General features: G+C 43.2%; 15 protein-coding genes. 5 read left to right on the plus strand and 10 right to left on the minus strand.

The window, feature by feature from the left end; translation table 11 throughout:
• Positions 1-99: 99 nt before the first annotated feature.
• On the minus strand, positions 100-1,347 hold the full coding sequence (locus Q0Z55_RS05850) for a dienelactone hydrolase family protein (protein ID WP_297425529.1): 1,248 nt from the start codon (positions 1,345-1,347) through the stop codon (positions 100-102).
• 333 nt (positions 1,348-1,680) lie between these two features.
• Between Q0Z55_RS05850 and Q0Z55_RS05855 the strand changes: the two genes are divergently transcribed.
• Entirely contained in the window at positions 1,681-2,379 is a 699-nt protein-coding gene (locus tag Q0Z55_RS05855; RefSeq protein WP_297425641.1) for a DUF1826 domain-containing protein, read from the plus strand.
• Between the two features lie 41 nt (positions 2,380-2,420).
• On the opposite strand, the gene Q0Z55_RS05860 is transcribed toward Q0Z55_RS05855, so the two are convergent.
• Positions 2,421-3,206: a 3-hydroxybutyrate dehydrogenase gene (locus tag Q0Z55_RS05860; protein ID WP_297425532.1), complete on the minus strand. Its 786-nt coding sequence runs from the start codon at positions 3,204-3,206 to the stop codon at positions 2,421-2,423.
• 277 nt (positions 3,207-3,483) lie between these two features.
• On the opposite strand from Q0Z55_RS05860, the gene Q0Z55_RS05865 reads away from it, so the two are divergent.
• Positions 3,484-3,609 (plus strand): hypothetical protein, encoded by a 126-nt coding sequence (locus tag Q0Z55_RS05865; protein ID WP_297425535.1) that lies wholly within the window; start codon positions 3,484-3,486, stop codon positions 3,607-3,609.
• Positions 3,610-3,689: 80 nt separating this feature from the next.
• Entirely contained in the window at positions 3,690-4,550 is an 861-nt protein-coding gene (locus Q0Z55_RS05870; protein WP_297425538.1) for a M14 family metallopeptidase, read from the plus strand.
• Positions 4,551-4,592: 42 nt separating this feature from the next.
• Here Q0Z55_RS05870 and Q0Z55_RS05875 read toward each other — a convergent pair whose 3' ends face one another.
• Positions 4,593-5,213, minus strand: coding sequence for a riboflavin synthase subunit alpha (locus tag Q0Z55_RS05875; RefSeq protein WP_297425644.1), 621 nt, complete (start codon positions 5,211-5,213; stop codon positions 4,593-4,595).
• 209 nt (positions 5,214-5,422) lie between these two features.
• Between Q0Z55_RS05875 and yddG the strand changes: the two genes are divergently transcribed.
• Positions 5,423-6,334: an aromatic amino acid DMT transporter YddG gene (gene yddG / locus Q0Z55_RS05880; protein ID WP_297425541.1), complete on the plus strand. Its 912-nt coding sequence runs from the start codon at positions 5,423-5,425 to the stop codon at positions 6,332-6,334.
• 2 nt (positions 6,335-6,336) lie between these two features.
• Here the strand turns inward: yddG and Q0Z55_RS05885 are convergent, their stop codons facing one another.
• Positions 6,337-6,825 carry an HPP family protein gene (locus tag Q0Z55_RS05885; RefSeq protein ID WP_297425543.1) on the minus strand — a complete coding sequence of 163 codons (489 nt, stop codon included), beginning with the start codon at positions 6,823-6,825 and terminating at the stop codon, positions 6,337-6,339.
• Between the two features lie 87 nt (positions 6,826-6,912).
• Between Q0Z55_RS05885 and Q0Z55_RS05890 the strand changes: the two genes are divergently transcribed.
• A complete protein-coding gene (locus tag Q0Z55_RS05890; protein ID WP_297425546.1) occupies positions 6,913-7,467 on the plus strand; it encodes a TetR/AcrR family transcriptional regulator in 555 nt (184 codons plus the stop codon).
• Between the two features lie 22 nt (positions 7,468-7,489).
• On the opposite strand, the gene cueR is transcribed toward Q0Z55_RS05890, so the two are convergent.
• From cueR to Q0Z55_RS05925, 6 genes are all read right to left on the minus strand, one after another.
• Positions 7,490-8,074 carry a Cu(I)-responsive transcriptional regulator gene (gene cueR / locus Q0Z55_RS12405; protein WP_366806826.1) on the minus strand — a complete coding sequence of 195 codons (585 nt, stop codon included), beginning with the start codon at positions 8,072-8,074 and terminating at the stop codon, positions 7,490-7,492.
• A complete protein-coding gene (locus Q0Z55_RS05905; protein WP_297425549.1) occupies positions 8,071-10,704 on the minus strand; it encodes a heavy metal translocating P-type ATPase in 2,634 nt (877 codons plus the stop codon). The genes cueR and Q0Z55_RS05905 overlap by 4 nt, the downstream gene beginning before the upstream one ends.
• A gap of 70 nt (positions 10,705-10,774) precedes the next feature.
• Positions 10,775-11,731, minus strand: coding sequence for a HesA/MoeB/ThiF family protein (locus tag Q0Z55_RS05910; protein WP_297425552.1), 957 nt, complete (start codon positions 11,729-11,731; stop codon positions 10,775-10,777).
• A gap of 1 nt (position 11,732) precedes the next feature.
• Positions 11,733-12,491 carry a thiazole synthase gene (locus Q0Z55_RS05915; RefSeq protein WP_297425555.1) on the minus strand — a complete coding sequence of 253 codons (759 nt, stop codon included), beginning with the start codon at positions 12,489-12,491 and terminating at the stop codon, positions 11,733-11,735.
• 1 nt (position 12,492) lies between these two features.
• Positions 12,493-12,690 carry a sulfur carrier protein ThiS gene (gene thiS / locus Q0Z55_RS05920; protein WP_297425558.1) on the minus strand — a complete coding sequence of 66 codons (198 nt, stop codon included), beginning with the start codon at positions 12,688-12,690 and terminating at the stop codon, positions 12,493-12,495.
• Positions 12,687-13,607: an FAD-dependent oxidoreductase gene (locus Q0Z55_RS05925; protein ID WP_297425562.1), complete on the minus strand. Its 921-nt coding sequence runs from the start codon at positions 13,605-13,607 to the stop codon at positions 12,687-12,689. Before Q0Z55_RS05925 ends, thiS begins: the two co-directional genes overlap by 4 nt.
• Between the last annotated feature and the right edge of the window lie 75 nt (positions 13,608-13,682).

A 13,682-nucleotide genomic window follows, 5' to 3' on the forward strand; every position in this document is an offset into this window, starting at 1 on the left:
TGCTTCAAAAACTTAAATATAGATCAATGAATGTAAATACCGATGCAAACAGCATGGATCAAAGAGGTTGCTCCTTGATCCATGTAATGGTGCAATCAATTAATCAATCGGTTTGCCTTCACTTGATGGCCAAGTCGGCATCATTTGATTCGATTCAATATTTTCATCCAGCAGTTTATGCGCAGTGATTGCCCCTGCAACAGGCACACCTTTCGCATCAAGTAAACCTAACTGTACCAACACACTCGCTTGATCCCAATAAATATGCTCATGACAGAGTTTCGGACCACGGAACTTAATCACGCCCAACATCGGAATCTCAACAAATTTACCCGTCGGTGCAATCCCAGGCACTAACCAATCAATTTCACGATCATGGGTAAAGCGCATGATAAATTCATCCACCACTTGGGTCACACCCACCGTACGTGAGATCGATACCAAGCTCATGTCTTGTGGGTTGTTATGAATAAAGTGATGGCGATAAAAACGTGATAATTGTGCATACCCCACGCCGCCTGTCAGCGTCGGAATATGATTCACATACGGCTCTGCCACCATGGTTGCCATCGTTGCAGGTACATCACGGGTTTCAAATTCGTATTTGCAGTGCTCTTCCCAAATCGCTTCTAAGTCATAGTGAGGACCAATCGCTTGACGTAGGGCAGTAATACTGCGTTCATGCGCAATTAATGCACTTGGTTTGTCGTAGTGAGCACCATGTGGTCGAGCAAAGGCATGATCGACATTTGGGTATAAGAATGTTTTGACGTGTTTATGGGCGGATAGGGCTGTACGGATTTGCTCACGAACTTCGCTTGGACAGAATTGATCCAGTTCTGCCATATGTAAAACAAGCTTACCTTGAATATTGGCGGCTTCATCTAAATTATTTTCAATCCCTACGCCATAGTAACCCACTGCACAAGCGACCTCAGGCAAACGACAGGCTGCTAAGTAAGCCAGTTTACCGCCTAGGCAGTAGCCCACCACGCCAAGACCTGCATCTTGATCACATACGTCTAAAGATTTTAAGGTGGCTAAGGTATCTTGAATGTCTTCAACACCTAAGTTTTCGTCAAAGCCTTGGTACAATTCAAAGGCACGGCCAAAATCGCTTTCGGTATAACCGAGTTCAATGCCAGCTTCGGCACGCCAAAATAAATCTGGTACTAAAACTGTATAGCCTTCTTCTGCTAAAAAGTCAGCTTTCTCACGCATGACAGCATTAACGCCGAAGATTTCTTGGCACAATACAATGCCCGGCCCTTTGCCTGCTTCAGGCACTGCAAGGTACGCGTTAAATTTTTTATTGCCGTTTTCAATTGTGATATAAGAACCGGTCATCCTTTCCTCTCCTTTGTGTATTTGGTCGATCCAGAAACCTGAAAATGATCCATCCACTGACTTGTATATTTTTTGCTTGTGACAAAACACGGCGATTTTAACGTATTTATAAAAAATTATTACTAATCATAGAGATTTTTTTACTTTATCTTTATTTTTGAGGTAGTACCTTTTTAGCCAGTAATCCCCAGCTAAGACTCAATGTGCTGCTGTATTTTAAAATTTTTTAGTAGTAAGGAGTATATTGGCTTTTAACTATACGCTTATAGATGAAAAAACTGCGTATTGTGCATAAATTGCATTATGATCATGTGGCTTTTTTTACCGTGTACGATGATGCCTTGTTTATTTGATTACCCTAATCTAGCAGTGGTGGCTAATTTTTCTGATTTGATCTCCCATCAATTCCAGCATGAGGTCAATGCCTTATGTTGGCAAAGAGAGTTATGCGGTGATTTTAAAGAAATTGTTAGTCAACTTACCTTACATGAACAAGTGACGGAAGTTTCTGTTGCTGATTTAGAGGTCTTGCATCTTTCGCCACAGGGTGAAATCGCACGTCAAATCATTTTGCAAGATGTACAGCAGCTGACACAAATTGGTGCAGCACCTGTACTCAATCTCATTCAGTGCTATGAACGTGATGATGAGCTGGACTTTATTGCAACAGATGTGTATTCATATCATGTTGATCGTTCGCCCATCGCCACAGATACTTTTTTGTGTACCTATCATGGTGCAGCCAGTGATATTTTGCCCAATGCTCAAGTGCAACAAAAAATCTTAATTCCAAGTATTCGCGAGCAACTTCGTGCGCTGTATGATGGGCCTGAAGCTGATTTTGAGCAGTTTTTGACAGAATACTTTTTTGATTTGCATTATCAGCCTTTACCCGATGCCAAGCCGATCAATTTGGGACAAGGTCACCTATGGCGTTTGGCTGTTGATCATCCTACGCAGCAAGTTGCGCCTTGTGTGCATCGTGCACCGCTTGAACAAGACGGTGAATATCGCTTATTGCTGATTTGTTAATAAAAATACCGCCGGTAAGGGCGGTATTTAGATCAGATTGTTTATTGAGCAGTGTAGCCTGCATCCATTACCACGGCCTGACCGGTGATACCACCGGATTTATCACTGGCGAGAAAAATCGCATAGTCGGCAATTTCTTCAACCGACAATAAACGCTTTTGCGGTACCATAGCTAAAATAACATCTTCTAGTGCACGATCTTCACTGATGTGACGCGTCTTGGCTAAATCTACAATCTGACCACGTACTAAAGGTGTATCGACATAACCTGGACATAAAGCATTCACTGTAATTCCTTCACGGGCACATTCTAAGGCGGCAACTTTAGTCAAGCCGATGACCCCATGTTTGGCACTGTTATAGCCTGCTTTGCCAGCAAAACCAATCAAACCATTAATGGATGCCATATTAATAATGCGGCCAAATTGCTGACCCTTCATGATGGGTAAAACATGCTTAATGCCAATAAATGCCCCCACTAACATTACATCCAGTAGTTTTTGAAAGGTGGCTGTCGGGAAATCTTCAATGGCTGCTACATGCTGAAATCCTGCATTATTGATTAAAATATCTAAGCGCCCAAAATGGGTATAGCTCTCTTGAATGGCCTGTTGATATTGGGATTCATCACTGACATCGCACGGCGCACTGAATACCTCAAAGCCTTGTTGTTGTAATTGTTGTACAGCCTGCTGGCATTTTTCCACATTGACATCGGAAATCACCACCTTTGCACCGGCACCAGCAAATTTTTGCGCAATCTCAAGCCCAATGCCACTGGCAGATCCGGTAATAAATGCGACTTTGTCTTTTAACAATTGATCCATGTATATCGTCCTTGATGATTTATATTTATAAAAACAATTTTTAATTATAGATGCTAAAAACTATCACAAAGCTAGTGAGGCTGCTATAACTTAAGCTTGCATTAACTAAAAAGACTGTATGTCTGTTTAATACTGTTATGGTAAATAAAGTGTTGATGCAGCAATTTCTTCAAGGGATTTGTACCTCAACCATAAACATGCTTAAATTTGAGGATAAATCAATTAAGATATTATTTATCCACATTAAAATATCATATGTATAGCGACGAGAAAGAACGTGACCGAGAAAATTGCTGCAAAAAAGTTGAAAGAAAAAGTCTTGGAAGAGCCTAAACTTGAGAGAAAAAAGTCTAAAACAAAAATCAGTACTTCTCCAGCTGGCAAAGAAAAACCAAAAAAATAGGGGTGCTCGGGCTTAAAGCCGATACATTGCACCCTTGGTATTTACAAGCAAATGATGGAATTGCAGCCATGGGCGGTGATATGCTCCAAGTTTGCTATGGCTTCTTTGATCGTTTGATGGAAAATTTTCCTCAAGAGGTGAGCTGTCAAGTGCTAGGCCATGAAAGTACAGGCTTAGAAATCCGTGAATATTGGATTAAACCACGTCATATTGGAAAAATGCGTAGTGCACCTGAGGAAATTAATACACTACCCACCTTACTGATGATTTCTGGGCAACATGGTCAAGAGTATACGGCCATCGTCAATGTCATGCTGATGTTACATCATATGTTTTACGAGCCGCGCAGTTATCCGACCTTATCTTTACTACGTTCTTCTTTTCATTTACGTATTATCCCGTGTTTAAATGCTTGGGGAGTCAAGCATGCAAAACGTAGAAATGCAAACAATGTGGATTTAAATCGTAATTTTAGTGTAGGTTGGTTACAAGCACAGGGCAATAAAGGCGAAGTGGCACTCTCAGAAATAGAAAGCAAAATTTTACTCGATTGGGTGAAAAAGCATAAACAACAGACCCTATGTTTTTTAAATTTCCATGATCACAGTGATTTGTCGGTATCTTGGGGTTGCGCTTCTGAACCTTTTAGTCAACGTATTTTATTGCATGCATTTCAAAAATTTTCTGTTTGGTATTATCAGCATTTTAATGATCCAAATCCAGAGATTGCTTTAACTTGGTTGGGGGTGCCACGTGATGGGTATAGTGATAAACATATTGGTCAAGTCTTAGAAGTTCCTACGTTATTATTTGAATGCCCTTATGTAAATCATGCGCGCATTTCAAATGAATGGTCAGACGTGCGCAGTGTGTCATTACAGCTATTGATGCATGTATTCGATCGACTACTGGCTCATTATTATCATGACCATCAAGTTTAAAACAGTGTCAGACTCATTTGAGTCTGACTTGTTATTTTAAGCTTATGCCTTACGTGCATAAATGTTTTCTAAGGTGTCAACCAAAGTACGTGTGGTCTGATCAATCTCAAAATTGAGTTGATCTCCAATTTGCATCTGACCAAATTTAGTTAAACGCAAGGTTTCTGGAATTAAATTGACTGAAATTTGCTCAGCGGCTAAATCTACCCGGTTAATGGTCAGACTACAGCCATGTAAGCCAATAAAACCTTTTAAGAAAAAGTATTTCATGCAGTGTGTCGGGATTTGAATATCAAACTGTACAGTTTGACCAATATGAAGGATGTTGACGATTTTAGCTGTACCTTCAATATGGCCATACAGGTTGTGTCCACCATTTTCCATACCCATTTTAAATGAGCGTTCAATGTTGACCACATCATCTACCTTTAACTGACCTAATGTGGTCAAATCAAGGCTGACCTGCCCAATATCAAAACTGACGAGGTTTGTATCATCATGGATGCCGGTAACCGTTAAACACGTACCATCAAGCGCAATACTTGCGCCAATAAAGGCATCATTCATAAAGCCCTTTTGGTTGCTGACAAAAATGGTATGAAACCCATCATGGTGTTCAATCGCCTCAATGCGTTCAGTCCCAAGCACAATACCGGTATACATTGTCATTCTCATGTGTTTAAACAGCTTGCTAATATAGCAGAGGTGATTGTGCTTTTACCCATAAAATCATGGCAATTTTTTACTTTGAGCTGCAAATTGAGTGCACTTTTTCATGCTTTGTAAGTGAGGCTTGAATATGATCTTTATTTGGCTCATCATGCTTGAAAATTAGAATAAAACTTCCTCTTTTGTGCTTAGGATTATCCACCATGCTGCTCAGATATTTGCCTCAATTAACGCCAAACAGTGCCACGCTCATTGGCTTAAGCGCAGTGTTTTTGTGGAGCAGTAACGTGGGATTAATGCGTAGTGTGAGTCAAAGTTTTGGTGCTGTGGCAGGTGCGGCATTGATTTATACCCTAGCCACACTCATTTTATTTTTCACCATCGGCTTGCCTAAGTTAAAAGACGTGCCTAAGCGTTATTTATTTTGGGGCAGTTTATTGTTTATTGCCTATGAATTATGCTTTGCCCTTGCCATTGGCTATGCACAAAATTCTCGCCAAGCGATTGAAGTGGGCATGATCAATTATCTATGGCCGACTTTTACTTTGTTATTTGCCATTTTATTGAATAATGTCAAAGCCAATGGCCTGATTGTGCCGGGTTGTGCGGCCGCTATGATTGGGATTTTTTTGGTATTGGCTGCTGAAATTGGGCTGAATATGGCGCAAGTATGGGCCAACTTACTCAGTAATCCACTCAGTTATAGCTTGGCTTTTGCAGCAGCCATCTTGTGGGGCTTGTATTGTGCAGTCACGGTACGCACTTCCCAAGGACACAATGTGGTGACTTTGTTTTTTGCCTTGGTGGCAGTGGTGTTATGGATAAAATATGCTTTTATTGGGGCACCAAGTTTAAATTTCACCGTAGACAATAGCTTGATTTTACTCTTGGCTGCTGCAGGACTTGGCTTAGGGTATGGCACATGGAACATCGGGATTTTATCTGGCAACATGACCTTGTTGGCAGGAGCATCTTACTTTACTCCGGTATTGTCTGCGGTATTCGCCGCATTTTTTCTGAGTACCAGTTTGTCGTGGATTTTCTGGCAAGGGGTGTTGTGCGTGACTTTAGGTGCAGTGTTGTGTTGGCTTGCCACCAGACAAAAATCTAATTAAAATTAAAGGGCTGATCTTCGCATCCATCTATTCAAGATTTTTGCAATCACCACCAAAAGCACAGCCCCCGTCAAGACTGGAAATAGCAAAAAATCCCAGCCATAGTGCACCTGTTGGTACGTCAACAAAATCACCAAAGGATTGGCACCTGCAGGGGGATGAATGCACTTTAAACATTGCATGACAGCAATGGAAATGCCTACTGCTAGAGCAATGGTGAATGCGTGTATAGGAAAAAATTCTAAGAACAGTAATCCCACACAAGCACTACTCACATGCCCCAAAATCACATTTTTCGCTTGCGCTAAGGGAGAATGTGGTACAGCGTACAACAATACACAGCTTGCACCAAAGGGTGCCATAATCCACACATAGTCGCTCACTTGGCTTAATTGCAACAGTATAAAAATACTCAATGTTCCACCTAAGCAACCGCGTAGTGCATCTATACCAACCGCGCGATTTAGCCCTGCTTGTTCAAATAATCTCATTATGTAGATCCGTACCTTGTCTTTTTACCATCATACCGATAGAATAAAAATAGTACAGACCTGTACAGTTTTATTTTAAGGAAGTTTATGTCTAAATCTGCGCTTAAAATTTTAACCACAGCAGAACATCTGTTTAATCAGCACAGTTTTACTGGCGTCGGGGTAGATCTCATTCGGGATGTGTCAGGTTGCTCTAAAACCACGCTGTATAGCCACTATAAAAACAAGCAGCAGCTGATTGTTGCGGTACTTAAAAAGCGCGATGAAAAATTTCAAGGTGATTTACAAGCAGCCTTAGACGGTTTGTCTGGGATAGACGCCATTTTGGCTTTAATCGATTGGCATGTAGCGTGGTTTTTACAAGATGATTTTAAAGGCTGTTTATTTGTGCGAGCTGTGGCTGAAACCGATGATAGTCATAAAGCGATCTTACAAATTGCGCAACAACATAAATATATGATTTATCAACGGGTTGGACAAAGTTGTCAGCAAATACAACAAGGCCAATGGACTAATCTGATTTATACACTGATTGAAGGTTTAATCAGTCGTTGTTTGATTGAAGGGGTAAAGCCTGTATGGATTGAGCAAATGAAAATGCAAATTCAGCAGCTCTTGTTAGGCAAAGAGTCGCAGGTATGACTTTAAGCATACCTGCTGTTATTTAAACAGAAACAGGCGGAAAACCATCTTCTGTTAAAGCAGCAATGAGTTGTGCTGCATCAACTTGGCTCTTAACTTCAACCAATTTGCTGGCAACATCAATATTCACTTGTGCGTTTGGGTCGAGATCTTGAATAGTGGCTGTGACACTGCGTGCGCAACCGCCACAGGTCATGTTATCAATACGAAATTTCATGCTCGTTTCTCCGAGGATTTGGGTTAAAATACTACATTCAGGGGTGTCATCGCCACGACACTGCACCAGTGATTGAGTTAATTTTTGACGCATTTGTTGTAGGCTATGAATCTTTTCATCCAATGCAGCAATATGTGACAAAGTTAGTGCCTTTACCTCACGACTGGTGCGCGCCGGATTGTGCCATAGTGCCAATAGGGTTTGAATGTTGTTCAAATCAAAACCTAATTCACGGGCATTTTTAATGAATTTTAATGTGTCTACATGCTGTGGGGTATATTCTCGATAACCATTGGCACGCCGTGTGGCTTGAATTAAGCCGATCTGTTCATAATAACGAATCATTTTGGCTGAAATACCGCTTTGCGCAGCCACTAAACCAATGTTCATGTTTTTATCTCATGCTGGCCCTGAAAACCGCGTAAACGTAACGCATTGCTCAGCACAAACACAGAGGATAAGGCCATGGCAGCAGCAGCAAACATCGGCGACAATAAAATGCCAAACATTGGATAGAGTAAACCTGCTGCAATTGGAATCAGCGCAGCGTTATAGATAAACGCCCAAAATAAATTTTGGCGAATATTGTTCATTGTGGCATGACTTAATGCAATGGCATTGGCGACGCCATGTAGATGACCTGACATCAACACCACTTCTGCTGCTTCAATGGCAATATCAGTACCTGTGCCCACCGCAATTCCAATATCTGCTTGTGCTAAGGCAGGTGCATCGTTAATCCCATCACCCACAAATGCCACATGTCCGTGTTGTTGCAATGCTTGAATGGCAGCCACCTTGCCTGCAGGTAAAACTTCGGCAATCACCTGATCAATCTTTAACTGTTTGGCAATCGCTTGCGCTGTATGCTGTTGGTCGCCTGTAATCATAGCGACCTGAATACCTCGGTCATGTAGCGCTTGAATGGCAAAGATACTGCTTGGCTTAATCGGGTCTGCAACAGCTAAAATTCCCACAAGCTGTTGATCAATGGCAATAAAAATTGGGGTTTTGGCTGCTTGCCCCCACTCTTGGCTTAAAGCGAGCAGCTGTTGGGTGTCAATGTTGAGTTGTTGCATCAGACGTTCAGCGCCAATATGTAAGGTATGCCCGTCAACACAAGCTTGAATACCATAGCCCACGTGGGCTTGAAAGTCTGTGGCATGATAATACGGCAGTGCTAAATCATCTGCAGCTTTGACAATGGCATGTGCAATGGGGTGTTCAGATTGTCGTTCTACTGCCGCGACCAAACTTAACACACGTTGTTCATCAAACTGAGCAACCACATGTAAGTCGGTGAGCTGAGGTTTACCTTCAGTTAATGTGCCTGTCTTATCAAAAGCCACCACTTTGGCTTGTTGTAACAGTTGCAGGGCTTGACCTTGGCGAAATAAGATGCCTAATTCCGCGCCACGTCCTGTACCCACCATAATCGAGGTGGGTGTTGCTAATCCCATCGCACATGGGCAGGCAATAATTAACACCGCCACAGCGTTGACCAAAGCAAAGCTCAGACTCGGTTGGGGACCCAATAACCACCATGCGATAAAGGTCAGCATAGATAAGATCATCACCACTGGCACAAACCACGAAGTCACTTGATCAATCAAGGCTTGGATGGGTAGCTTACCCCCTTGTGCCTGTTCTACCATACGAATAATCTGTGCCAAAAGCGTGTCTTGTCCGACAGCGGTTACACGCACTTTCAAGTAACCATTTTGGTTAATGGTACCAGCCACCACGGTGTCACCGACCTGTTTGGTCACTGCCATGGGTTCGCCACTGATCATGGATTCATCTACAAAGCTTTGCCCTTCTACAATCTGTCCATCTGTGGCAATTCGCTCTCCGGGACGTACCAAAAGCACCATCTTGGCTTGGACATTTTGAATGGCAATTTCAACGCTTTGACCATCTTGCTCAATATGCGCAGTCTTAGGCTGTAAACCAAGCAAATGTTGAATCGCAAGCGAGGTACGACCTTTGGCACGTGCTTCAAAATAACGCCCAAGTAACACCAGCGCTACAATCACGGCGGCAGCTTCAAAATATACATTTAAGCTTGCAGCAGGTAAGAGATGGGGTAAAAACGTCGCGACCACCGAGTAGCTATAGGCAGCAAGTGTGCCGATTGCAACCAAAGAGTTCATATCAGGATGTAAGCGCCAAAGTGCGCTGAAGCCTTTTTGATAAAAATGCCGTCCCGGAACAATTAAAATTACGCTGGTGAGTAGCCATTGCAGCACCCAACTGTTGTATTGTCCAAGCGTTGATAAAATCCAATGATGAAAAGCAGGGATTAAATGTCCACCCATTTCCAAAATAAAGACGGGTAATGCTAAAACTGTTGCGAGGATTAAATCACGTTTTAAGCCATATTGCTGCTGTTGTTTTTCATCCTGTGGAGCATCTTGAGTCAAATAGGCATCAAAACCGGATTTTTTAACCTGTTGAATCAAAATTTCCGGATCCACCACATGCTCAACAGTAATGGTGGCTTGTTCAGTGCTTAAATTAACCTGAGCATTGCTCACACCCACGACTTTTTTTAAAGCTTTTTCAACCCGCGCCACACAAGAGGCACAGCTCATGCCCACAATATGTAATTGAATCTGCGCTAAACGAACATCAAATCCTGATTTTTGTACGGCTTGAATCAATTGCTGCTGCGTGATGCTGCTTAAAGCATGGACCTGTGCCTGTTCAGTGGCTAAATTGACTTGGGCGTGCGTCACCCCAGCGACTTTTTTTAAGGCTTTTTCAACGCGTGCCACGCAAGAGGCACAAGTCATGCCTTGAATATTTAACTCATGATGCTGCACTGCTAAATCAAAGCCTGCTCTTTGCACGGCGTTTTGCAAGGCAAGATAGTCAAGTTGTTCAGCCTGCACATCGGCGCATTCTGTAGCAAGGTTGACATGCGCAGTCACGCCTTCAACTTTATTTAAGGCTTTTTCAACCCGTGCCACACAAGACGCACAGGTCATGCCTAAAATTTTGAGCTGAACCGATTGCATTGCTCTATCCTTTTCCTATCAAGCCTCGCACATAGAATAAACCTTCCCATGATGGGAAGGTCAAGATATTTTAATCCGCTAAAATATACACCGTTGGAAAACCACGCTGTTTTAAGATTTTGGCGGCTTTTGCAGCACGGATTCCGCTTTTACAGACACATACCACCCGTTGGGACGTGACTTGTACGGGTAAAGTATCGAGCTTAACGTAAATTGCCCCTGTAATGGGAGATGCTATTTCGCTTGGGTCACGTAATTCTAAAATGAGGTCATTTGCACCAAGTTGAGCACGATCAAGCCACATGTGACTTTCTTCAGGCTCTGGTAGTTGATCAAAGCGCATACTGCTGATGTGCCACGTGGCTAAATCTAAACGTAACAACTGACCCAAGGCCGATTTTTTGGCCTGTAATAGAACATTAAGCACCATATGTGCTTGCAAACTGGCCAAGGTGGCGACACTGGAAGCCAGTACACCTGCGCTCTGACAAGAAGCAGCTTGATGCGGTAACTCAGGAAACAAAGCGCGATAGCTCGGTGCTGTTGTACCACAAAAGCCGCCCACATAGCCTTGTTCAGTTAATACCGAAGCACTAATCAACGGAATTTTTCCTGCATGACAGGCATCTGACAATAAATAGGTGGTGGCAAAACGATCTGCGGCATCCACCACGATATCAATATCCACCAAGGCCGCTTGTAAGGTAGTGCTGTCGATGTGCTGAGGTATGGCATCTACATGTACTTCGGGGTTGAGTTGCTGTAAATGTTGTCGCGCTGCAAGGACTTTGTCCTCGCCAATATCTGACATCCGAAACAAAATTTGCCGATGTAAATTCGACAATTCCACCCGATCCGCATCATATAACCTTAAATAGCCGACCCCGCTGGCTGCCAAAATGGGCAGCAATGACGCTGCTAGCCCACCTGCACCCACCACCAGAACTTTTGCCTGTTGTAAGCGTTGTTGACCTAGCTCACCCACCTGTGGCATTTGCATTTGGCGGCTATAGCGTTGATTTGGCATGTTAAAACTCCGCTAAGCCAAACAGTGGTGTTGAGGCTTGGGCCAAATCGCGTTTTGGCATTAATCCGGCATGATAAGCTCCATGACCTGCCTGTACTGCAAGCGCAAATGCTTGTGCCATGGCCACAGGGTCTTGGGCCTGTGCAACTGCGGTATTAAGCAATACGGCATCAAAGCCCATCTCTAACGCTAAGGCTGCATGACTGGGTGCACCAATGCCTGCATCAATAATCAGCGGTGTCTGTGGAAAATAATGGCGCATACGTTGTAGCGCTTCTATATGACATAAGCCTTGACCTGAACCAATCGGTGCACCCCATGGCATCAGTACGTCACAACCGGCTTCAAGCAATTTTTCCGCTACAATCAGATCATCGGTGGTATAAGGAAACACCTGGAAACCGTCTTGGCTTAAAATTTTTGCTGCTTCAACTAAGGCAAATGGATTGGGCTGTAAGGTATCGGGATGCCCAATCACTTCAAGTTTAATCCATGAGGTATTAAACACCTCACGTGCCATATGCGCCGTAGTGACCGCCTCTTTAACACTATAGCAGCCTGCTGTATTGGGTAAAAACCGGCATTTGACTTGCTGTAGTAATTCACGAAAGCCTTGTCCACCAGAACCTTCCCGGCGCAAACTGACCGTAATCACATCTACATTGGCACTTTGAATTGCCTGTAGCAGTGCTTCAGGCGATGGATAACCTGCTGTACCTAAAAATAGGCGCGATTGTAGTGTCGTTCCATAAACTTGCATATTAACCCCCTTGCATGGGCGCAAGGACTTCAATTTTTTGTCCTGACATTAAAGGCGTACAGTGATATTGGCTACGTGGAACAAAATCACCATCTATTGCTGTGGCCACCACACTGGCATCCATATCGTGCTCAAGCAGTAAATCAGCAAGATTTAAGCTTTGGGTGTCAATTGCTTGACCATTTAAATAAATATTCATGTTGCACTCCCTGCAATGTGTTGAACGAGTTTTTCAGCAAGCCATGGCGCACACAAAAAGCCATGACGATGCATGCCATTGATATAAAAAATTTGATTGTGATAGCTAATTTTTGGAATGTTGTCTTGATAGGCAGGACGTAAGCCAACCCCTGTTTCAACAATATGTGCTTCAGCAAAAGCCGGATGAATGGCATAGGCTGCATTTAACAATTCCATGCTGCTCCGTACACTAATTGGTTGGCGTGAATCACTTTCAAGCATGGTCGCACCCAACATAAATTGGCCATTTTGGCGTGGCACCAAATAACAGGCAAAACGTGGATGCAAGAAACGGATGGGACGTGAGAGGTGTACTTCAGGTTGTTCTAAAATTAACATCTCACCACGCACAGCGCGTAATGGCATCTGATCTTGTGCATAGATTCCACGGCAATCAATGATCCGACCGCTGGCTTGCCCTTGATGGATGGGTACATCGTGTTGGATTAAATGATGTTTTAATTCAGCCAAAGCCAAGCGTGGATCAAGATGTGCTTCATCTTTAAAAAATAGGCCTTGCGCAAAGTGGGCTAAATCTGCTTCAAGTTGCGCAGGTATTACCCTTTGATGTTGGATGGTACGCGCTGCGAAACGCGAGAGTTCAGCATGATCACGTTGTGGTGCAAGTACCAACGTGCCATGTTGAATGACTTGCTGGGTATGACGCTTCCACCATTTAATTGCATCAAAGTCACATAAATTTTTAAAATGAGGCGCAGCTTCTGCTTCACAAAAAGGGGCGAGCATACCGCCGGCAAAATATGAGGCACTCGGCTGCTCACTGACAATCATTTCAATCGATTCGCCGTGGGCGCGCAATGCAGTGGCAACACAAAGCGCACTGACACCACTGCCCAAAATTGACCAGTGGCTCATACGCGAAACTCAAATAACATGTTGATCTCCAAGAAAAGAGACCCATGCGACGTACAGGAATAATGAAGTCAGCAC

Origin of the sequence: uncultured Acinetobacter sp. (assembly GCF_947626835.1) — a bacterium.
Classification (GTDB): domain Bacteria; phylum Pseudomonadota; class Gammaproteobacteria; order Pseudomonadales; family Moraxellaceae; genus Acinetobacter.

What these genes read in the sequence shown, in the direction of transcription:
- Q0Z55_RS05850 (WP_297425529.1), bottom strand. Translation starts at nt 1,347, where the DNA reads ATGACCGGTTCTTATATCACAATTGAAAACGGCAATAAAAAATTTAAC.
- Q0Z55_RS05855 (WP_297425641.1), top strand. Translation starts at nt 1,681, where the DNA reads ATGATGCCTTGTTTATTTGATTACCCTAATCTAGCAGTGGTGGCTAAT.
- Q0Z55_RS05860 (WP_297425532.1), bottom strand. Translation starts at nt 3,206, where the DNA reads ATGGATCAATTGTTAAAAGACAAAGTCGCATTTATTACCGGATCTGCC.
- Q0Z55_RS05870 (WP_297425538.1), top strand. Translation starts at nt 3,690, where the DNA reads ATGCTCCAAGTTTGCTATGGCTTCTTTGATCGTTTGATGGAAAATTTT.
- Q0Z55_RS05875 (WP_297425644.1), bottom strand. Translation starts at nt 5,213, where the DNA reads ATGTATACCGGTATTGTGCTTGGGACTGAACGCATTGAGGCGATTGAA.
- yddG (WP_297425541.1), top strand. Translation starts at nt 5,423, where the DNA reads ATGCTGCTCAGATATTTGCCTCAATTAACGCCAAACAGTGCCACGCTC.
- Q0Z55_RS05885 (WP_297425543.1), bottom strand. Translation starts at nt 6,825, where the DNA reads ATGAGATTATTTGAACAAGCAGGGCTAAATCGCGCGGTTGGTATAGAT.
- Q0Z55_RS05890 (WP_297425546.1), top strand. Translation starts at nt 6,913, where the DNA reads ATGTCTAAATCTGCGCTTAAAATTTTAACCACAGCAGAACATCTGTTT.
- cueR (WP_366806826.1), bottom strand. Translation starts at nt 8,074, where the DNA reads ATGAACATTGGTTTAGTGGCTGCGCAAAGCGGTATTTCAGCCAAAATG.
- Q0Z55_RS05905 (WP_297425549.1), bottom strand. Translation starts at nt 10,704, where the DNA reads ATGCAATCGGTTCAGCTCAAAATTTTAGGCATGACCTGTGCGTCTTGT.
- Q0Z55_RS05910 (WP_297425552.1), bottom strand. Translation starts at nt 11,731, where the DNA reads ATGCCAAATCAACGCTATAGCCGCCAAATGCAAATGCCACAGGTGGGT.
- Q0Z55_RS05915 (WP_297425555.1), bottom strand. Translation starts at nt 12,491, where the DNA reads ATGCAAGTTTATGGAACGACACTACAATCGCGCCTATTTTTAGGTACA.
- thiS (WP_297425558.1), bottom strand. Translation starts at nt 12,690, where the DNA reads ATGAATATTTATTTAAATGGTCAAGCAATTGACACCCAAAGCTTAAAT.
- Q0Z55_RS05925 (WP_297425562.1), bottom strand. Translation starts at nt 13,607, where the DNA reads ATGAGCCACTGGTCAATTTTGGGCAGTGGTGTCAGTGCGCTTTGTGTT.